Genomic DNA, 19891 nt, shown 5'->3' with positions numbered 1-19891 from the left:
TCTCCAGAGGAGAAGCAATGACCAGCATCGACATCCCCGGCTACCGTCCCGGCACCTGGGTCCTGGACCCTTCGCACAGCGAGGTCACCTTCAGCGTGCGCCACATGATGATCTCGAAGGTGCGCGGCACGTTCGGCGTCAAGAGCGCGACGCTCGTGGCCCCGGAGAACCCCCTCGAGGCCAAGGTCGAGGCGACGGTCGACGTGACCTCGATCGACACCAACGACGAGGGCCGCGATGCGCACCTGCGCTCGGGCGACTTCTTCGACACGGAGAACTTCCCGACCATGGAGTTCGTCTCCACCGGTGCGCGCGTCAAGGGCGATGACCTGTACGTCGACGGAGACCTCACCATCCGCGGCATCACCAAGCCGGTCAGCTTCGAGCTCGACTTCGGTGGCTTCGGCACCGACCCGTACGGCAACTACAAGGCCGGTGCTTCGGCCAAGACGGTCATCAACCGTGAGGACTTCGGCCTCACCTGGAACGCGGCGCTGGAGACCGGCGGCGTGCTCGTCGGCAAGGACGTCACGATCAGCCTCGACCTGCAGGGCGCGCTGCAGCAGGACTGACCCCGTTCGCGCGGTCGCCAGAACCCCGAGCCCGTCAGGGCTCGGGGTTCTCTGCGTCGTAGTCGTGGAACCGACGGCTGCGGCGCGCGAGCATGGCGACGAGCGCGATGACCAGGACCCCGCCGAGAAGCGGCGGGAACCAGAGGGTGGTCAGGGTCGCGAGCGTCCCGGCGTAGAGAGCCCCGACTCGCGGACCCCCGGCGACGACGACGATGAACAGGCCCTGGAGGCGTCCGCGCATCGCGTCGGGCACCGCTGCCTGCATCATCGTGTTGCGGTAGATGGAGCTGACGTTGTCCGAGGCGCCGGACAGGGCGAGCGCGACGCACGCGGCGACGATCAGCGCGACGTGCGGCGCGGTCTCGCTCGCCGGCGCGGAGAAGGCTCCGATGAGCAGCACCAGGCCGAACAGCAGGATCGACGCGCCGTACGCCTGCACAGCCCGAGCGATGCCGCGGCCGTGCCAGCGGTACTGCACGACGCGGCCCGAGAACAGGCTCGAGGCGAACGTGCCGACCGCGACGGCGGCGGTGAGGATACCGGTGGTGAGTGCACCGCCACCGAGGAGCACCGTGCCGAGGGCGGGGAAGAGCACGAGAGGCTGTCCGAACGTCATCGCGATGATGTCGATGATGTACTGCATCCGGATGTTGCCGGCCTTGCGCAGGAATCGCCAGCCGTCGACGAGCGACTCGAGGCCCGGACGGACGACCGCGCCCTCCGGCCTCAGTGACGGCAGTGTCCACAGCCCGAGGAACATCGACAGCATCAGCACGACGTCGATCGTGTAGGTCCACCCGTAGCCGGTGAGGGCGACGAGCAGGCCGGCCAGCGCCGGCCCCGCCATCACCGTGAGTCCGAAGGCCACACCGTTGAGGGCGGATGCGGCCGCGAGCTTGTCGCGAGGGATGAGGCGAGGCACGATGGCGGTGCGCGTGGCCATGCCCACCGAGTTGGCGGCCGAGTTGATCATGCTCAGGACGTACAGCCACCAGATCGTCTCCATGCCCGTCCAGGTGAGCGCCGCGAGCAGGGCGGTGGATGCGAAGGTGATCGTCGCCGCGATCAGGGCCACGCGGCGTCGGTCGAACGCGTCAGCGAGCATGCCGCCGTACAACCCGGCGAGGATCATCGGCACGAGGCCGGCGACCGCGATCATGGAGACGGCGAAGGTGTTCTGCGTCAGGGCGAACACATGGAGCATCACCGTGACGATGGTGAGCTGGCCGCCGATGCCGGCGAGGGTGGATCCGATCCACATCCGGGCGAATGCCGGGCTGGACCTCAGGGGGGAGAGGTCGATCAGGTGGCCGCGGCGGGCGCTCACTCGTCGAACTTCTTCTGCACCTTTCGAGCCTAGTTGAACCGTGCGGGCCTCCCTCCCGGCCGGTGGCGCCGGAGGCAGTCGCCGGCTGGTAGACTCGTCAGGTTGCCGTTTGATCGGCCGCGGATAAAGAGAGCCCACGTATCAGGCGTCGGGCGCCGCGCAACAAGCAGAGAGGGGATCGAATCTATGGCACTGGAAGCAGACGTCAAGAAGGCGATCATCGAAGAGTACGCGACGCACCCCGGTGACACCGGATCCCCCGAGGTGCAGGTCGCAATGCTGACGCAGCGCATCAAGGACCTCACCGAGCACCTCAAGGAGCACAAGCACGACCACCACTCGCGTCGTGGGCTGTTCCTGCTCGTCGGTCAGCGCCGTCGTCTGCTCGGCTACCTCCAGGACATCGACATCGCGCGCTACCGCTCGCTGATCGAGCGTCTCGGACTCCGCCGCTAAGGCACTGCAGACCTGCGTACAATCGCGCAGAACATTCTTGAGAAGGCCGCCCCACGGTGTGGGGCGGCCTTCGTCATGTCCGGGGACGTGCGGGCAGGGCGGACGGCACCTGCAGATCGACCGGGCGGCAGCGGATCACGAGACCCACGACGAGCGAGAGCGCCGCGGCGCACACCATCATGAGGACGAGACTCGCGGTCCACCCGCCCGTAAGGTCGTGCAGCACGCCGACGAGGAGGCTCCCCGCGCCCGCGAAGGCGTAACCGACACCCTGCGCGACGGCCGACAGCGTCCCCGCGGAGGCCTCGTTCGCGGCGAGCATCACGATGAGCGCCAGGGAGAGCCCGAAGGTCGCACTCTGGACGGCGCCGAGCACGACCGTGATCGCGATGTAGGACTCATCACCGGATGCGAGCCAGGTGAACGCCGCGAACATCACGACGCCGAGCGCAGGACCGAACCAGCGCAGCACCCCAGGACGTCGCGCGAGAATCGGTGCGACGAGCGTCGGGCCGAGGCCGGCGATGCTGGTCAGGGCGAGCAACCAGCCCGCGGTCTGGGCATCCACTCCGCGATCGCCGAGGATGCGGGGGAGCCAGGAAGCCACGGCGAAGAACAGCATCGCCTGAAGTCCGAACATCGCCGTGACGAGGGCGACGGTCGCTCGTGCGGATCGGGGGAGCGTCATCCGCGAGGTCGTCGGCGATGGTGCGTCCGAGTTCAGTGCGACTCCGATCATGGCGCCCGCCGCGATCAGCGCGGGGACGGCCCACAGTCCGAGTGCCACGGCGGGTCCGCCGGCCGCGTTGCTCAGCGGCACCGTGAGCCCTGCCCCCAGCGCGGCGCCCGCGCTGAAGGACATGCTGCTCAGTCCGATCCAGAGTCCGCCCGCATGAAGGGACTTCAGGTACTGCGGAAGCAGCGTGCCCGCTGCCATGATCGACACTCCGGCGAGGAACGTACCGGGGAGCATCGCTCCGGGGATGAGCACCCGCAGCGCGAGAGCGCCCGCCAGGGCCACCATGGTCCAGATCAGCGCCCTGGTCACGCCGAGTCGACGGGCGAGCAGGGGGCCGATCGGCGCGCTCAGGCCGAAGGCGATCACCGGCAGCGTGGCCAGCAGGTTCAACTGCACCGGAGCGAGGTCGAACGCCGCCCTGGTCGGCTCGAGCAGGGCGGCGACCGAGGTGATCGCCGGACGGAGATTCAGTCCGATCAGCAGGGCTGCGCCGAGCCCCACCGCCCGGTCGCGGAACTCGCTGCCTCGGCGCTCAGAGCGCGAGGACACGAAGGCCATCGGCGACCACACGGCCGTCGTGGATGACGAGACGGTCGGTACCCCGGTCCATCACCGCGCTGGTCGGCGTCTCGCCGTCGACCAGGAGCAGGTCGGCGCGATCGCCGACCGCGAGGCCGGGCCGATCGGTCACGCCGGCCAGGCGCGGCGAGGCGTGGGACATGATGCTCGCTCCGCCCATCGTCGCGACCGCGAGCGCCATCTCGATGTGGTCGTCACGGCGGAACCCGTTCGTGAACGCGAGCTGCCACGTCCGGTCGAGCATGTCGGTGTTGCCGTAAGGGCTCCAGTAGTCGCGCTGACCGTCCTGGCCGAGTCCGATCCGCACCCCGGCTTCGACGAGCTGCACGAGCGACAGCTGGTTGCTGGTCGAGGGGGCCACCGTCGCCATCGAGATGTCCAGCTCGGCGAACTCCTCAATCAGTCGACGACTGGTGGCCTCGTTCACGGAGCCGAGCTCGTAGGCGTGCGACATCGTGACCTTGCCCTGCATCCCGAGCGCGCGCGTGCGCTCCATCACGAGCTCCGTGCTGAACACTCCGAGCGCTCCCGGCTCGTGCAGGTGGATGTCGACCTCGACCTGGTACTTCTCGGCGAGTCCGAACACGATGTCGAGATGGCGCGCCGGGTCCCGGTCGAGCTGTGACGGGTCGATGCCGCCGATCACGTCGGCGCCCTGCTTGAGTGACTCCTCCAGGTAGGCGACGGTGCCCTCCTCCCGGAGGATGCCGGCCTGCGGGAAGGTCATGACCTGCACGTCGGCGTGCGCGGCGAACTTCTCCTTCGCGGCCATGACGGCATCGAACTTCTCGAGCCGGCAGTCGACGTCGACCTGCGCGTACGAGCGGACGCGGGTCGTACCGCGAGCGATCATCCGCTCGAGGGTGCCGGCCACTCGCGTGGGAAGATCGATCTCCGCCGTGCGCCAGTTCTCGCGGTCGTTCATCATCATGCCCCAGACACCGGGCGCCCCGGTGTGCGCCCGGAAGGGCAGCCCGATCCGGGTCGAGTCCAGATGCACGTGCACGTCGCTGAAGGATGGCAGCAGGAGTCGCCCCCGTCCGTCGATGTCGTCTGCGGCGACGGGCGCCTCCTCGTGGGGACGGATCCGGGTGATGCGCCCGTCCTCGATCAGGACATCGGAGGCGGAGCCGCCCCACGGGCGCACGTCACGAATCAGCATGGACTTTCCTTTCTTCGGGGGAGCCGAACCGCGACGCGAGGTCGGCGGCTTCAGCGAGATGATGGCACGCGGCATCGCCGGTGGGAACCTGTTCCACGCACTGCCGGCGCCGATCCTCGTCGAGGAGTGGGAGCACAGGGCATCGCGTGCGGAACACGCACCCGCTGGGCGGGTTGGACGGGTGGGGGAGATCTCCGACGAGACGGATCCGACCGCTGCGGTCGGCCGTCGGGTCCGGGCTCGGCACGGAGGACAGCAGCGACTGGGTGTACGGGTGCTGCGCAGCGCCGAACACGGCGTCTCTGGTGCCGTGCTCCATGATGCGTCCGAGATACATCACGGCGACCTCGTCGGCGAAGTGCTTGACGACGGACAGATCGTGAGCGATGAAGACGTACGAGATACCGGTGTCGGCCTGGATGTCCTGGAGGAGGTTGATGACCTGCGCCTGCACCGAGACGTCGAGGGCGGATACGGGTTCGTCGCAGATCACGACGTCGGGCTCCAGGGCGAGCGCTCTGGCGATTCCGACGCGCTGCTTCTGCCCGCCCGAGAATTCGTGGGGAAAGCGGTTGTAGTGCTCCGGCCGCAGACCCACACGGTCCATCAGCGCCGACACCCGGTTCTTCATGCCCTCCTTGGGCGAGATGCCCTGGGCCTGCAAGGGCGCCGCGATCGCGGCGCCGACGCTCTGCCGGGGGTTCAGCGACGACGAGGGATTCTGGAACACCATCTGCACGCGCCGACGGAACTGCTGCAGATCGGCGCCGCGGAGCTGCGAGACATCGGCACCGTCCAACAGGATGCGCCCCGAGGTGGGGGTGAGCAGCCGCATCAGCAGTCGTCCGGTGGTGGACTTCCCGCAGCCGGATTCGCCGACCAGCCCCAGGGTCGATCCGCGCTCGAGGGTGAAGGAGACGCCGTCCACAGCCTTCACCTGCGAGGACCCGCGCAGGAATCCCTTGCTGACGCTGAAGTGCTTGGCGAGGTTCTCGACCTTCATCAGCGGCTCGTTCATCGGACGACCTCCTGCAGATCGAGTGCGGGGATCGGGGCATCGACCTCCGTGAGGTGGCAGCGGGCCCGGTGCCCGGAACCGACCACCGTGAGGGCGGGGCGCTCGGTGCGGCACCTGTCGTCAGGGACGAGAGCTGCGACCGGGCAACGATCGGCGAAGAGGCATCCCCGGGGGAGGTCGAGCAGCGAGGGCGGGAAGCCGGGGATCGGGGTGAGACGCCCGGCCTCGTCGACCATCGAGGGCATCGACGCGAGCAGACCCTGGGCGTAGGGGTGGGCGGTCCGGAAGAACAGATCGTGAACTCCGGCCTCTTCCACGCACTGCCCGCCGTACATGACCACGACACGGCGGCAGACCTCGGCGACCACACCCAGATCGTGGGTGACGAAGATGACGGCGGAACCCGTCTCGGCCTGGAGAGAGCCGATCAGATCGAGGATCTGTGCCTGCACGGTGACATCGAGCGCCGTGGTGGGCTCGTCGGCGATCAGCAGCTCCGGTTCGCAGATCAGAGCCATCGCGATCATCGCGCGCTGCCGCATGCCGCCGGAGAACTCGTGCGGATACGAGTCGTAGCGCGCGACCGGATCGGGGATTCCGACCCGGTTCAGCATCTCGATCGCCTGGGCCTTCGCGGCCTTGGCACTCACTCTGTTGTGCACCCGGTAGGCCTCGGCGATCTGTCGGCCCACGGTGTAGAACGGGTGCATCGCCGACAGCGGATCCTGGAAGATCATCCCGATCTTGCGGCCGCGATAGGGACGCATCTCCTTCTCGCTGAGCGGCACCAGATCGGTGCCGTCGAACAGGACTTGGCCGGTCACCGTGGCGTTGGTGCCCTTGAGAAGCCCCATCAGGGTCTGGCTCGTCACGGTCTTGCCCGAGCCGGACTCGCCGACGATGCCGACGGTCTCTCCGCGCTGCACGACCAGGTCCATGCCGTTCACGGCATTCACCAGACCGTCGTCGGTGGGGAATGTCACCCGCAGGTCGCGGATGTCCAGGATCGGCGTGGTCATCAGTTGACCCTTACTCTCGGGTCGACGCTCGCGTATACGAGATCGACGATGACGTTCGCTGTGATGATGAAGAAGGCGGCGAGCATCGTGATCGCCATGGTCACCGGCAGGTCTCCCGATGTCGCGGCGCGCACCGCGGTGAATCCGAGACCGGGGACGGAGAAGATCTGCTCCGTCAGGACGGCACCGCCCAGGAGAGCGCCGATGTCCAGGCCCAGCATCGTGATGATCGGGGTGATCCCCGCCCGGACGCCGTGCGTCGTGATCCGACCGGGTCCCAGCCCCTTCGCGCGGGCGGTGCGCATGTAGTCCTCGCCGAAGGTCTCGATCATGTTGTTGCGCGTGATGCGGATGTACTGCGCGCTGAACAGGATCGCCAGCGCCACCCAGGGCAGCAGATAGTTCGTGAACCACGCGCCGGGGCCGGCCGGGCCGAACGGAGAGGAGATCTGATTGCTCGTGAAGGGCAGCCAGTGCAGCACGCTCACGAACACGAGCAGGAGCAGGAGCCCCGTGACGGGAACAGGGAGCGACACGCCGACGGACGCGGCGCCGACGATGAGCTTGTCGGTTGCCCTGCCCTTGCGCAGAGCCGCGAGCAATCCCAGACCGACGCCGACCACGGTCCACAGCACGACGGCGCCGACCGCGATCGAGATCGTGTAGGGGAGTGCCCGGACGATGACGTCGGTGACGTTCTCGTTGGTCTGGAAGGACTTGCCCAGGCACGGCCAGGCGCACACCTGCTCGGCGCCCGGAGCGCCGATGAGCCGCTCTCCGAAGAAGCCGCTGAGGTAGGTGAAGTACTGCACCAGGAACGGCTTGTCCATGCCGAGGGCGACGCGCGCCTGGGCGATGCGGTCAGGGGTGCACTCCTGTCCGCAGGCGGCGGCCGCAGGGTCTGCGGGGCCGACCTGGAACAGGGCGAACGTCACGAAGCTCACGACGAGCAGGAGGATGACCAGCGCGGTCACGCGGCGGACGATGAATCCGAACATTTCTGTCCCGTACGGGGCCGACCGATCGCGCGGTCGGCCCCGTCCTTTCCGGAGGTGTCGTGTCGGCCGTTACTGCTCGACGCCGATGGTGGACAGATCGATGCTTCCGAAGAAGTACCCCACCTGGGCGTTATGGATCTTCGAGCCCACGACGCTGTTGGTGAAGGTGCGGATCAGCGGGACGAGCGGGTAGGACTCCATCGCCTCGTTGTACAGCTCGGCCCACTGGGTGTTCAGCTCTTCCGAAGTGCCGTTGGTGTTGCGCAGCTCGTACATCTCGCCGGAGAGCGTGTCGTCGTAGAAGCGGGAGATGTTGCTGAAGCCGTAGGTCGTGCCGTCCAGGCTCGGTCCGATGTTGGGATCGACCGTGGTGCGTGTCGAGCCGGATGCCGCACCGCCGCACCAGCCTGCGCGTGCGATGTCGGGCATCTCGTCGCTGGCCAGCACCGTGTAGTAGTTCGCCGAGGGGATCGGCACGAGCTGCAGGTCGATGCCGAGCTCCGTGAAGTTCTGCTGGAGCACGGTGCCGAGGTTCTTGTAGCGGTCAATCGCGTTCGAGTAGCCGTAGGTCAACGAAGCGGGGACGTCCTTGCCCTCGAGGAGCTTCTTGGCGGCGTCGAGCTGCGGGGCGCCGTCGATGTCGAGGTCGGTGGTCTCGGCGACGTACCCGACCTGGGCGTCGTTCAGGTACGAGTTGGTGAGCTTGCCGAAGCGTGCTCCGCCGTACTGCACCTGGATCGCCGCACGGTCCATGGCCAGCGCGAGAGCGTGACGCACCTCGGGGTCCGTGATGGTCTCGGTGTTGAAGTTGAGCACGTCGGTGCAGCCGAGCAGCCCGGACGCGGTGCGGTCGGCGACGGATGCCTCGGTCAGACGCGCCGTGTCCGATGCCTGGAGTGCGCCGTTCGAGTCGAGCGTGATCGCGGTGGGATCGGCGTCGGAGATCAGCTGTTGGCTGATCGTCGCCTGCGCGGTCGACAGCGAGAACGTGAACGTGTCCGGCAGCGCGGTGCGGTTCTCGTCGGTCGCGGGATCCCATGAGGGGTTGCGCACGAGCTTCAGCTCGCGGCCGCGGTCGTAGCTCTCGATCATGTACGGGCCCGACGAGATCGGGTGGTTCGTGTAGTCGAGCATGGTGTCCTTGGCCTGCGGCACCGGTGCGGTGTTCGAGCGGGACACGAGGGCGGCGAAGTCGGGGTTCGGCTGCTTCAGGTGGAACACGACCGTCTTGTCGTCGGGGGTCTCCACGGCGGTCAGGTCGCCGCCGCCGGAGTACGGGCCCTTGTAGTCGTCGGCGGCGAGGGCGGAGTTCAGCTCCTGCGGCGCCTGCGTGAAGACGTCGCGCGCGAAGGTGCGGGCGATGCCGTACTTCACATCGGCGGCGGTGATCGGCGTGCCGTCCTCGTACTTCAGGCCGTCCTTGAGCGTGTAGGTCCAGGTGAGGCCGTCTTCCGAGGCGGTGCCGGTGTCGGTCGCCAGATCGGCGACGATCGTCGGCGGCTCGCCCGCGGTCTCCTTCGCCATCGTCAGGGTGCGGTAGTAGAGCTGGCCGACGTTCGCGGTCTGCACGTAGTTGCTGTTGCCGGGATCGAGGGTCATGAAGTCGCTCGACATCAGGACGTTGACGTTGCCGCCGGCTTCATCGAAACCCGGCTGGACGATGTGCGCGGCATACGGATCCTTCGAGCCGGTGGGCGCGGACTGCCCGTTCTGGGCGGTGACGCTGGTGCAGCCGGTGACGACCAGGGCGATGGCCACGGTCGCAGCGGCGAGCAGGGGACTGCGGTGTCTCATGACTCGTTCTCTTTCGGTGAGGGTCGGGTGTTCGGGGTCGGGAGGGTCAGTTGCGCGAGGCCTTGGGATCGAGCGCATCGCGCACGGCGTCGCCGAGAAGGTTGAAGGCGAGCACAGTGATGATGAGGGCGGTGCCGGGCACGATGAGGAACCAGGGGTCGCTGAGGTACCAGTTGCCCGCCTGGGCGGCGTTGAGCATCTGCCCCCAGGAGGGGGTCGGGTCCTTCACTCCGACGCCGAGGAACGACAGCGCGGCCTCGGCGGAGATGTTCGCGGGGATCATCATGGTCGCGTAGACGAGGACGACACCGAGGACGTTCGGGATCACCTGACGGAAGATGATCGTCCGGTGCGAGGCGCCGTACGACTTCGCCGCCTCGATGTACTCCTGCTCGCGGATGCTGAGCACCTGCCCGCGGACGACCCGTGCCAGGTACGCCCAGCCGAAGAAGCCGAGGATCAGCACGAGCGACGCGATCGGAACGAAGCTGCCCTGGCCGAGCGGGGTGTCCCGCAGCCGGGACTGCAGGATCGGGGTGAGCGAGAGCACTAGGAGCAGGTGCGGGAACGCCAGGAACAGATCGATGATGCGGCTGATGACCATGTCGACCTTGCCGCCGAAGTAGCCGGCCGCGGCGCCGAGCACGGTGCCGAGGACGACCGAGACCACGGTCGACAGGAGGGCGATCAGCAGGGAGACCTGCGCTCCGTAGGCGATGCGCGCGAAGATGTCGCGTCCGAGTCCCGGCTCGACGCCGAGCCAGTGCTCCACCGACGGATACATGTATGCGGGGAGGGGCAGGCCGGGGGTGTTGAAGTTGTCGAGGACGTCGGGCCCGGTGTTGGTGGTGAACGGGTCCTGGCCTTCGATCGCGACCAGCACGGGGGCGAGGAGGGCGAAGAGCACGATCGCGACCACGACTCCGAAGGAGACGAGGGCGACCGGACTCCGGCGGATGCGCAACCAGGCCGTGCCGAGAAGCGAGCGTCCGGTCGCGATCTTCGGCGGCGCTGTGGGCAGCGCCTCCGTCTTCGGGGTCAGCGTCTGGGAGTCCGTCACGATCTTCCTTGATGGTTCGGGGAGCGGGTGCTCAGAATTGTATACCAGCGTTCGCGATGTTGGGATACCAAAATTCAGAAAATCTCGATTTTCAGTCTTAGAAGTCGACGGTGCTTGAAGAGCTGGAGTGGCGTGGGATAGATTTTGGATACCAAATCGCATCTCAGATCATCGGGGCTCTCATGCGCACACTTCTCACCGCCGACCACGTGCTGGTGTTCGACGGCACCTCCCACCGGGAGATCCGGACGGGGGCCGTGGTCGTCGAAGACGATCTGATCGTCTTCGCCGGTCCCGCTGAGAGCGCGCCGTCCGACGTCGACGAACGCATCGACCTCGGCGAGAGCCTGCTGATGCCGGGGCTCATCGATCTGGATGCGCTCGCCGACATCGACCACCTGATCCTGGACGCCTGGGGTACACGCGAGCAGGCTGCTCGTCTGCAGTGGTCGGAGGAGTACTTCGACGCGCGGCACCACGTCTTCGACGACGATGAGCGCGCGCGCATCCGCGAGATCGCCCTCGTGCAGCTCGCCCTGCACGGCATCACGAGCTACATGCCCATCGCGTCCGAGGTGCACTCGGGCTGGGCGGAGTCGGCGGCCGATCTGCACCGGATGGCGTCCTTCTCGCGCACGCTCGGTCTGCGCGGATTCCTCGGCCCGTCCTATCGCTCGGGCGTGAACGTCGTCACCGCCGAGGGGGAGCGTGCGGTGCGCTTCGCGCCGGACGAGGGAGAGGCCGGGCTCACCGACGCCGTCCGCTTCCATGACGAGGTGGCCGCGCTCGGCGACCCATTGCTCACGCCGGTCTTCCTGCCCTGCCGCATCGAGACGCTGACTCCCGAGCTTCTCTCGGCGACGGCCGTGGCGGCTGCGGAGCGTGGCGCGATCGTGAGGTTGCACGCGTTGCAGGGTGAGGTGGAGCGCGAACTGATCCTGGAAGAGCACGGCTGCACGCCGCTCGACCTGATCGAGGAACGAGGGCTCCTGAACGATCGCCTCATCGTTCCGCACAGCGTGTTCCTCGACGTGAACCCGCGTGTGCACGGTGAGGACAGGGGTGATCTCGCCCGTCTCGTCGCGGCCGGGGTGTCGATCGTGCACTGCCCGTTGACCAACGCGCGCTACGGCTCGGAGCTCGAGACGTTCGGGCGGTATCGCGACGCCGGGGTGAACATCGCCCTCGGCACGGACTCGTTCCCGCCCGACCTCATCCGCGGCATCGACACCGGTGTGTCGGTTGCGAAGGTGCAAAACGGCAGTCTCGCTGCCGGTGACCTCGCCGGATACGTCGATGCGGTGACGCTCGGCGGTGCGAAGGCGCTCCACCGAGCGGACCTCGGTCGGATCTCCGTCGGCGCCCAGGCCGACCTGACGGCCTTCCGGCTGGACGACGTGCGGATGGGTGCTGTGGAGGACCCGCTGCGCACTCTGGTCCTCAACGGCACGGCCCGCGATGCCTGCCTGACGATGGTCGCCGGCAGGGTCGTCATGCGCGACGGCAGGATCGACGGCATCGACCTCGACGCGATTCGCGACGACACGCAGATCCTCTTCGCGCGTATGCGGAACGCCTACACTGGGCGCGACCATCGGTGCGGAACGACGGGCGAGCTCTTCCCTCCGGTCTTCCCCCTCCATGCCTGACATCCCGAGAGGTTCCGCGATGAGTTCCGACAGCACGATCACCGATGGATCCGCCCTCGCCGAGCGGGTCTATCGCGGCGTGCTGCACAGGATCATCGTCGGGGAGCTCACGCCGGGGGCGTGGCTGAAGGAGAGGGACCTCTCCGAGCGGTTCGAGGTCTCACGCGTGCCCGTCCGTCAAGCGCTGCAGCGTCTGGAGACCGAGGGATTCGTCGTCGCCACGCGCAACAAGGGAGCCAGTGTCACTCCGGTGACGAGAGCCGACGTCGAGGAGCTCTACGACGCGCGTCTGTGCATCGAACCCTATGCCACGCGGCACGCCGCGCAGCGTGTGCACTCGGGAGCAGCCAGCGCCGATCGGCTGCGCGAGCTTCTCGAGCGCGCTCTCGCGCCGGGGGAGACGGTGGAGCTGGGGGAGTCCAATCTCGGCTTCCACCTCGAGATCGTCCGGCTCTCGGGGAACCGCATCCTCGAACGCAGTCTCGCGCCGATGCTCGGTCGGATGCAGTGGATCTTCGGGATCACGCATGCCACGCGCGAGCAGGAGCACGCGGTGGAGCATCAGCAGCTGCTCGATGCGATCGTCGCCGGTCGCGGAGAGGTCGCCGCCGCCCAGGCCTACGCGCACATCGAGCAGGGTCGAGAGCCCATCATCGAAGCCCTCGCCGAGGCGCTCCACTGGTAGCGAGGGGTTGACCCCCTCCCGGGTTTCCGATAGGAAAGTAGAAAGCTTTCCATACGGAAAGTGGAGGAGGTTCGACGTGCAGCAGAAGCCGATTCCCGGTCAGGATGCCCTCGATCCGCCCGATGCCGACGTCGCGCGCCAGTATCTGGCGGCCGCGGATGCGGTGGTGGAGCGCCGGGACCGTGCCATCGACCGACGCGCGCTCGCCGGGCTCCAGATGGTCAATGCGGCTGTCACGGCCGGGTATCTCGTGGCGTTCGCGCTCGTCCTCCGGCAGGACGACGTCCTCGCCTCCCAGGTGATCCTGTTCACGTTCCTGGTGTGGGGGCAGCTGGCGAGCGGGATGGCTCAGCGCCACGGGATGCAGTGGCGCTGGAGTGCTTCACGGTGGCCGCTTCTTCTGGGTGGCGGCGTCGTTCTCGTCGGCGCGGTCCTCGTGTTCGGATTCGTGGCGTTGGATACGAGGCTCCCCGTCGGCATGGTGCTCATCCCGGCGGGCTTGGTCCTGGTGGGTATAGGAGGTTACGGCGCGGTTCAGCTCGTGCGCGCGGCCGGTGATCCGCGACCCCCGCGGCCTTCACCCCTCGCGCTCCCCACCGCCCTTCGGTGGGGGACTGTTCTCGTCGGCGTCGTACTCGGTGTGCTGACCATGCTCGCCGGAGCGCCCGACGGTGTGCTCAGGAGCGTGATCACGCTCCTGGTGATGCTGGCGCTCTTCACCTGGCTGGTGGTGTTCAACACACCCGTGGGCCTGCCCGCCGTCGGGGCCTCGTGGCGCTGGCCGCACGTCACGGCCTTCCTTCTGGCGGCCTGCGTCCCCGTGGCACTCGTGCTCGGCGGAGACGTGCTCGGTGATCGGGGGCTCGCGGGCGTCGTCGGCGGCGCGGTCGTGATGGTGCTCGTCATCGTCGCGTCCTTCATCCCCGGGCGGGCGAGCCGTGGCTGAGTCGCCCCCGAGGCCCCATCCGCGGACGCAGCTGGACGACAACTTCGCCTCACCGATCCGGTTCTCGCTCATGGCCGCGCTCGGTGACGGCATGGAGCTCGACTTCCCGGCGCTCCGCGACATCCTCCAGTGCGGCGACTCGCCCCTGAGCAAGGCCATCACGCATCTGCAGGCAGCCGGCTACGTGCTCGCGCGCAAAGGCACCGTCGGGGGCCGTTCGCGCACCTGGGTGCGGTCGACGAAGACGGGACGTGACGCCTTCGCGGCGCATCTCCAGGCGCTGCGCGAGATCGTCGCCCTCGGCGGCGCACAGATGCTGTGACCCTTCGGTCAGACCGGGGCGCCCACGAGGTCGGCGTGGTGGATGGCGGCGACGTCGGGGTGCGCGCGCAGACGTGATTTGAGCGCGTTCTCCCCGTAGAGGGCGTGGATGGGGTTGCTCGGGTCCTCGGTCACCCCTTTCGCCTCCGCCGCCAGTTCCTCCGGCAGCTCGATCAGCGGCAGGCGCTTGTCGAGCGCAGGGTTGAAGAAGAACGGGATGGAGATCCGCTCGTCCGGTGCCTGCGGCGACACCACGCGGTGGTTCGTGGCCTTCAGGTAGCCGCCGGTGGCGTACTCCAGCAGCTCTCCGATGTTGACGACGAACGCGCCGGGCACCGGGGGAGCGTCGACCCACGCTCCGTCGCGTTCGACCTGCAGGCCGCCCTTGCCCGGCTCCACCCAGAGCAGGGTGAGCACGCCGGAATCCTTGTGTGCACCCACGCCCTGCTGCGGCTCCGGCTCGTGGGTTCCCGGGTAACGGACGATCTTGATGAGCGTCGACGGCTCACCGAAATGCTCGTCGAAGTAGGACTCGTCCGCGCCCAGAGTCTGCGCCCAGGCGCGCAGGAGCTTGCGCGCGACCTCGGACAGCGTTTCGTGCCACTCGGCGACGACGTCCTTGAGCTCGGGCTGCGCCGACGGCCAGAGATTGGGGCCGATGAGCCGGTTGAAGGCGGGGCCGTCGTCGACGGGCTGGCGCTCGGGGCCGATGTCGATCTGCTCGCGCCAGTCGACCTTCCCCTGTGTCCGCTCGCCGCCGATGCGGGTGTAGCCGCGGAAGTGCGGGCTGTTCACGTTCTCGATCGCGAGCTTCTCCTCGTCGGGAAGCGCGAAGAAGTCCAGGGCCGCCCGGTGCAGTCGCTCCTCGAGTTCGGGGGAGATCCCCGTTCCCGTGAGGTAGAAGAATCCGACGTCGTGCGTCGCCGCACGGAGGTCGTCGCGGAATCGTGCCGCGGCGTCGGGGCCTTCGTCGAGCTGCGAGAGGTCGAGGATGGGGAGCGAGAGTTCAGCCATGGACAGAGGCTACGTCGCTCGCCCGGTGGTGCGATCCTCTGTTGCGCTCCGTTACTTCCGGTGCGTGCGTTCTGAGCGCTGTCGTGACGGTGCTAGAGTCTCTGAGGTAAGGGCTGCCTTACCTCAGTCACCGCCAGAGAGTGTTCTTCCGTGCTCGCCACTTTTCTCATCGGGCTCCGCGAGGGTCTCGAAGCCGCGCTCGTCGTCGGCATCCTCGTCGCCTACCTCCGTCGCCTCGGCCGGCAGGATGCGCTGCCGAAGATGTGGGCCGGGGTCGGCCTCGCGATCGCGCTGGCGCTGGGCATCGGTGCGGTACTGACCTTCGGCGCCTATGAGCTCACGTTCCAGGCGCAGGAGCTGATCGGGGGAGGGCTCTCGCTGCTGGCCGTCGCGATGGTCACCTGGATGATCTTCTGGATGCAGCGTGCCGGTCGCAGCATGAAGGCGACCCTGGAGGGCGGTATCGACCGCGCCCTCACCGCGGGCGGCCTGTGGGCGCTCATCGCCATCGGCTTCGTGTCCGTCGCTCGCGAGGGCATCGAGACGACCCTGCTGCTGTGGTCGATGGTCCAGTCGTTCGGCGATGCCCCCTCGGCGCTCCTTGGTGCCCTGCTCGGGCTCGTCGCAGCCGTGATCATCGGCTGGCTGATCTCGCGCGGTGCGCTGCGCCTCGATCTGCGTCGCTTCTTCGCCTGGACCGGCGGCTTCCTCGTCATCGTCGCGGCCGGCGTCCTGGCCTACGCGTTGATGGACCTGCAGGAGGCGGGGGCCCTTCCCGGGCCGTTCACGGCGCTGGCGCCCATCGACGCCGTGACCGGCGGCGTTGCCGTGGGCTGGGCCGCGTTCCCCTTCGGGTGGGCGTTCGACGTCTCGGCGACGATCGCCCCCGGTGGGCCGCTCGCCTCGATCCTGCAGGCGACCGTCGGCTTCATGCCCGCGATGACGTGGCTTCAGGTCATCGGATGGGTGCTCTACATCTCGATCGTCGGATGGCTCTACATCCGCGGTCTCCGCTCGAGGCGTCCGTCGAAGCCGCACGGCTCGACCGAACCCTCATCCGAATCCCCCTCTCTCTCACAACAAGGAGCAGCATGACCACCTCGCACCGGATCCTGGGGGTGCTCGCCGCCACGGGAGCAGCCGTCCTCATCCTGAGCGGCTGCGTCGCGAAGAGTGACGCGCAGGCCACCGCGGCCTTCGACGTCTCGTCGACCGCCACCGACTGCGCCGTGTCCGCGGCGACGGCGAAGAGCGGGACGCTGACCTTCAACGTCAAGAACGACACCGATCAGGTCTCGGAGTTCTACCTGCTGGCCGAGGACGGGCTGCGTATCGTCGGAGAGGTCGAGAACATCGCCCCCGCGGCATCGCGCACGCTCACGGTCGTCGCGCAGCCGGGAGACTACTTCACCCTCTGCAAGCCGGGCATGATCGGCGACGGCGTCGGCAAGACGGCGTTCACCGTCACCGGAGACCGCGTCGCGGTGGACGGCCCTGATGCCGAGCAGAAGCAGAAGGCCGTCGATCTCTACGCGGCGTTCGTGAAGGACCAGGTGGGTCAGCTCGTCCCGGCCGTCGAGGACTTCGTCGCCGCCTACGAGTCCGGTGACGACGAGACCGCGCGCACGCTCTTCCCGCAGACCCGCGCGTTCTACGAGCGCATCGAGCCCGTGGCCGAGGCGCTGGGCGACCTCGACCCGCGCATCGACTACCGCGAGGTCGACGCGGTGGCCGAGGGGCTGGACTGGACGGGCTTCCACCGCATCGAGAAGGACTTGTGGGTCCCGGCGCAGGATGCGCTGAACGCCGACGGCGAGACCCCGGCATGGCAGGACTGGGCGCCGTCGACGCCGCAGGAGCGCGCCGACTACGGCGACCTGCTGCTCGCCGACGTGCAGGAGCTGTACGACTACGTGCACTCGGACGCTTTCACCACCGCGCTCGACGATCAGGGCATCGGCGGCATCTCGAACGGAGCGATCGCGCTGCTCGACGAGGTGGCCACCGGGAAGATCTCCGGTGAGGAGGACTGGTGGTCGGGCACCGACCTCTACGACTTCGCCGCGAACGTCGAGGGCTCGAAGATGGCGTTCTCGCTGGTGCAGGACTTCGCCGTCGCGCAGGGTGATGACGGCGAGGCTCTGGTCGCTCAGATCGAGTCGGGCTACGCCGCCCTCGAGGAGTCCCTCGCCGCCCATGGTTCCCTGACCGACGGTTTCGTGGGTTACTCGGAGCTGACCGAGGCGGACAAGCGCGAGTTCACCGATCTGATCAACGCCCTGGCCGAGCCGCTGTCGCAGCTCACCAGCACGGTCCTCGACTGACCAGCGTCGCGCTGGACCGACCGAGTACGATCACGGACGTGAACGAACCAGAAGCGGGTGCCGCACCCGAGGAATCATCGACGGGCGCGGCATCCGCTCCCTCCGGGCTGAGCAGGCGAGGCCTTCTGGGCCTCGCCATCGGCGGGGGCGTCGCAGGGCTTGCAGTCGGCGCCGGCGCCGGGCTCACCGGTGGGGTGGCGATCGGCCGGGCGCGCGCAGCGGAAGACGCGCATTCCGCGTACGAGTTCTTCGGCGCCCACCAGGCGGGCATCACCACTCCGGTGCAGGATCATCTGCACTTCGCGAGCTTCGACATGATGCCGCGGACCGATCGCGAAGACCTGATCTCGCTGCTGCAGGACTGGTCCTATGCCGCATCGCGCATGGTGCAGGGCCTCGAAGTGAGCGCGACGGGTGCGGTGGGCGGGCCGGCCGAGGCTCCGCCGGACGACACGGGAGAGGCTCTCGGGCTTCCGGCGGCCGGACTCACGCTCACATTCGGCTTCGGGCCCGGACTCTTCGAGAACGAGGACGGCGACCGCTACGGGATCGCCGCGCAGCGTCCGGCAGGCCTCGAACGTCTGCCCGCCTTCCTCGGAGACGATCTCGATCCGCAGACCTCCCACGGCGACCTCTGCATCCAGGCGTGCGCCGACGATCCGCAGGTCGCGGTGCACGCGATCCGCAACCTCAGTCGCATCGCCTTCGGGCGCGCACGCCTGCGCTGGTCGCAGCTCGGGTTCGGCAAGACCTCGCGCACCACAGCGGCGCAGGCGACGCCGCGCAACCTCTTCGGGTTCAAGGACGGCACGGCGAACATCCTGGCCGACGACACCGAAGCGCTCGCCGACCACGTCTGGGTGTCCTCGAACGACGAGCCTGCGTGGATGGCCGGCGGCTCGTATCTCGTGGCGAGGAAGATCGCCATGCTCATCGAGACCTGGGATCGTGTTCGTCTCTCCGAGCAGGACAACATCATCGGTCGCGACAAAGGCGAGGGGGCGCCGCTCTCGGGCGGGGACGAGTTCACCGCCCCGGTCTTCGACTCCACCGCGATCGATGCGAACAGCCACGTGAGCCTCGCGCATCCCGATCAGAACGACGGCATCCGCATCCTCCGCCGGGGCTACAACTACGTCGACGGGAACAATGCGCTCGGCCGGCTCGACGCCGGACTCTTCTTCCTGTCCTATCAGCGCGACCCTGCGCAGTTCATCTCGTTGCAGCGGCGGCTCTCGACCGACCTGATGAACGAGTACATCCGCCACGTCGGCTCCGGGATCTGGGCTGTGCCGGCGGGGGCGAAGCCGGGATCCTTCGTGGGCGAGGCCCTGTTCGCCTGACGGGTCAAGACGCGCGGGTGAGCGTCTCGACCGCGAAGGCGGCGATGTCGTCGGCGCCGAAGTGATCGTCGGCGGTGATCGTGACCACAGCGTCGTCGAGGAAGATCAGCAGCTGACCATGGGCGCCGTGCAGTCGCCAGGCCGGGCCGGGGCCGCCCCATCCCGCGAGAGCGTATCTCTCATAGATCGCACCTTCGCCGGCGGCGCCCCAGTCGCTGTGCATCTGGTCGATCCACCCGGAAGCGACCAGCCGGCTCCCCTCCCATACGCCGCGATCGCGGATCAGCAGGCCGAGACGGGACAGTTCCTCCGTGCGCAGAGGAAGGCCGCCCCCGGCGACGATGCGACCGCGGGGGCTGCGCTCCCACTCCACGTCGTCGATGCCGAGCGGAGCGAACAGCCGGGGGACCAGATAGTCGCCCACGTCGCCCACGCGTGCGGCCAGGGCGGCCATCGCGGTGTAGGTGCTCGCATTGGAGTACTGGAACGTCCGTCCGCGCGATGGCCGCCGCAGGAACTCGCGCGCGAGGTCGGGCCAGTCGGTCATCATCGTCTCGGACCAGGGCAGGTCGACGCCGCTCGTCATCGAGAGCAGGTGCCGCAGAGTGACCTCGTCGTTGCCCTCTCCGAGCTCGAAGCCGGGAAGATACGTCGACACGGGTTCGTCGAGGGACACGGCGCCCTCGTCCGCGGCCATCCCCGCGGCGAGCACACAGACGCCTTTCGCGATGGAGTGGACGTCTTCGCGCACATCGGCGGTCCACCGGTGCTGGGCGGTGTCGGACGCCACGCGCACATGCAGGCCGTGGGCGCCGAATCCCGAGGACTCCACCTGTTCGACGATGCGGTCTCGGACGGTCTGCGCGCGGGTCACGCTCTCGAGGT

Annotated in this window: 19 protein-coding genes; 9 read left to right on the top strand and 10 right to left on the bottom strand. The window is 68.2% G+C overall.

The window, feature by feature from the left end; all coding sequences use genetic code 11:
* Positions 1 to 17: 17 nt before the first annotated feature.
* Positions 18 to 572, top strand: a complete 555-nt coding sequence (locus ASC55_RS03845; RefSeq protein ID WP_017830940.1) for a YceI family protein — start codon at positions 18 to 20, stop codon at positions 570 to 572.
* A gap of 34 nt (positions 573 to 606) precedes the next feature.
* On the opposite strand, the gene ASC55_RS03840 is transcribed toward ASC55_RS03845, so the two are convergent.
* Positions 607 to 1899, bottom strand: a complete 1293-nt coding sequence (locus ASC55_RS03840) for an MFS transporter (protein ID WP_055868772.1) — start codon at positions 1897 to 1899, stop codon at positions 607 to 609.
* A 186-nt stretch (positions 1900 to 2085) separates the two neighbouring features.
* On the opposite strand from ASC55_RS03840, the gene rpsO reads away from it, so the two are divergent.
* Positions 2086 to 2355, top strand: a complete 270-nt coding sequence (gene rpsO / locus ASC55_RS03835) for a 30S ribosomal protein S15 (RefSeq protein WP_017830938.1) — start codon at positions 2086 to 2088, stop codon at positions 2353 to 2355.
* Between the two features lie 73 nt (positions 2356 to 2428).
* On the opposite strand, the gene ASC55_RS03830 is transcribed toward rpsO, so the two are convergent.
* From ASC55_RS03830 to ASC55_RS03800, 7 genes are all read right to left on the bottom strand, one after another.
* Complete coding sequence (locus tag ASC55_RS03830) at positions 2429 to 3643, bottom strand: MFS transporter (protein ID WP_162243041.1); 1215 nt, start codon at positions 3641 to 3643, stop codon at positions 2429 to 2431.
* Positions 3627 to 4835, bottom strand: a complete 1209-nt coding sequence (locus tag ASC55_RS03825; protein ID WP_055872779.1) for an amidohydrolase — start codon at positions 4833 to 4835, stop codon at positions 3627 to 3629. Before ASC55_RS03825 ends, ASC55_RS03830 begins: the two co-directional genes overlap by 17 nt.
* On the bottom strand, positions 4822 to 5853 hold the full coding sequence (locus ASC55_RS03820; protein ID WP_055872778.1) for an ABC transporter ATP-binding protein: 1032 nt from the start codon (positions 5851 to 5853) through the stop codon (positions 4822 to 4824). The genes ASC55_RS03825 and ASC55_RS03820 overlap by 14 nt, the downstream gene beginning before the upstream one ends.
* Complete coding sequence (locus ASC55_RS03815) at positions 5850 to 6872, bottom strand: ABC transporter ATP-binding protein (protein WP_055872776.1); 1023 nt, start codon at positions 6870 to 6872, stop codon at positions 5850 to 5852. Before ASC55_RS03815 ends, ASC55_RS03820 begins: the two co-directional genes overlap by 4 nt.
* Positions 6872 to 7870 (bottom strand): ABC transporter permease, encoded by a 999-nt coding sequence (locus ASC55_RS03810; RefSeq protein ID WP_055872774.1) that lies wholly within the window; start codon positions 7868 to 7870, stop codon positions 6872 to 6874. The genes ASC55_RS03815 and ASC55_RS03810 overlap by 1 nt, the downstream gene beginning before the upstream one ends.
* Before the next feature lie 69 nt (positions 7871 to 7939).
* A complete protein-coding gene (locus tag ASC55_RS03805) occupies positions 7940 to 9664 on the bottom strand; it encodes an ABC transporter substrate-binding protein (protein WP_055872772.1) in 1725 nt (574 codons plus the stop codon).
* A gap of 46 nt (positions 9665 to 9710) precedes the next feature.
* Complete coding sequence (locus ASC55_RS03800) at positions 9711 to 10724, bottom strand: ABC transporter permease (RefSeq protein ID WP_235563080.1); 1014 nt, start codon at positions 10722 to 10724, stop codon at positions 9711 to 9713.
* A gap of 182 nt (positions 10725 to 10906) precedes the next feature.
* Between ASC55_RS03800 and ASC55_RS03795 the strand changes: the two genes are divergently transcribed.
* The 4 genes from ASC55_RS03795 to ASC55_RS03780 all read left to right on the top strand — a co-directional run bounded on the left by ASC55_RS03795 (position 10907) and on the right by ASC55_RS03780 (position 14326).
* Positions 10907 to 12373: a chlorohydrolase family protein gene (locus ASC55_RS03795; RefSeq protein ID WP_055872770.1), complete on the top strand. Its 1467-nt coding sequence runs from the start codon at positions 10907 to 10909 to the stop codon at positions 12371 to 12373.
* A 19-nt stretch (positions 12374 to 12392) separates the two neighbouring features.
* Positions 12393 to 13058: a GntR family transcriptional regulator gene (locus tag ASC55_RS03790; RefSeq protein ID WP_055872768.1), complete on the top strand. Its 666-nt coding sequence runs from the start codon at positions 12393 to 12395 to the stop codon at positions 13056 to 13058.
* Positions 13059 to 13134: 76 nt separating this feature from the next.
* Positions 13135 to 14004: a hypothetical protein gene (locus tag ASC55_RS03785; RefSeq protein WP_055872766.1), complete on the top strand. Its 870-nt coding sequence runs from the start codon at positions 13135 to 13137 to the stop codon at positions 14002 to 14004.
* Positions 13997 to 14326: a transcriptional regulator gene (locus ASC55_RS03780; protein WP_017830936.1), complete on the top strand. Its 330-nt coding sequence runs from the start codon at positions 13997 to 13999 to the stop codon at positions 14324 to 14326. The genes ASC55_RS03785 and ASC55_RS03780 overlap by 8 nt, the downstream gene beginning before the upstream one ends.
* Before the next feature lie 8 nt (positions 14327 to 14334).
* On the opposite strand, the gene ASC55_RS03775 is transcribed toward ASC55_RS03780, so the two are convergent.
* A complete protein-coding gene (locus tag ASC55_RS03775) occupies positions 14335 to 15339 on the bottom strand; it encodes an isopenicillin N synthase family dioxygenase (protein WP_055872765.1) in 1005 nt (334 codons plus the stop codon).
* Between the two features lie 150 nt (positions 15340 to 15489).
* On the opposite strand from ASC55_RS03775, the gene efeU reads away from it, so the two are divergent.
* From efeU to efeB, 3 genes are read left to right on the top strand one after another with little or no spacing between them, the layout of a single operon-like run.
* The gene (efeU, locus tag ASC55_RS03770; RefSeq protein ID WP_055872763.1) at positions 15490 to 16434 is read left to right on the top strand and encodes an iron uptake transporter permease EfeU; all 945 of its coding nucleotides are present in this window, start codon (positions 15490 to 15492) and stop codon (positions 16432 to 16434) included.
* Positions 16431 to 17663, top strand: a complete 1233-nt coding sequence (efeO, locus tag ASC55_RS03765) for an iron uptake system protein EfeO (protein ID WP_055872761.1) — start codon at positions 16431 to 16433, stop codon at positions 17661 to 17663. The genes efeU and efeO overlap by 4 nt, the downstream gene beginning before the upstream one ends.
* Positions 17664 to 17701: 38 nt before the next feature.
* The gene (efeB, locus tag ASC55_RS03760) at positions 17702 to 19006 is read left to right on the top strand and encodes an iron uptake transporter deferrochelatase/peroxidase subunit (protein WP_200935134.1); all 1305 of its coding nucleotides are present in this window, start codon (positions 17702 to 17704) and stop codon (positions 19004 to 19006) included.
* Between the two features lie 4 nt (positions 19007 to 19010).
* Here efeB and ASC55_RS03755 read toward each other — a convergent pair whose 3' ends face one another.
* Positions 19011 to 19880: a serine hydrolase domain-containing protein gene (locus ASC55_RS03755; RefSeq protein WP_055872759.1), complete on the bottom strand. Its 870-nt coding sequence runs from the start codon at positions 19878 to 19880 to the stop codon at positions 19011 to 19013.
* Between the last annotated feature and the right edge of the window lie 11 nt (positions 19881 to 19891).

Source organism: Microbacterium sp. Root322, from assembly GCF_001425645.1.
Classification (GTDB): Bacteria; Actinomycetota; Actinomycetes; order Actinomycetales; family Microbacteriaceae; genus Microbacterium; species Microbacterium maritypicum.
The sequence above is the reverse complement of the archived record's forward strand: the minus strand, read 5'-3'. Positions and strand labels throughout refer to the sequence as shown.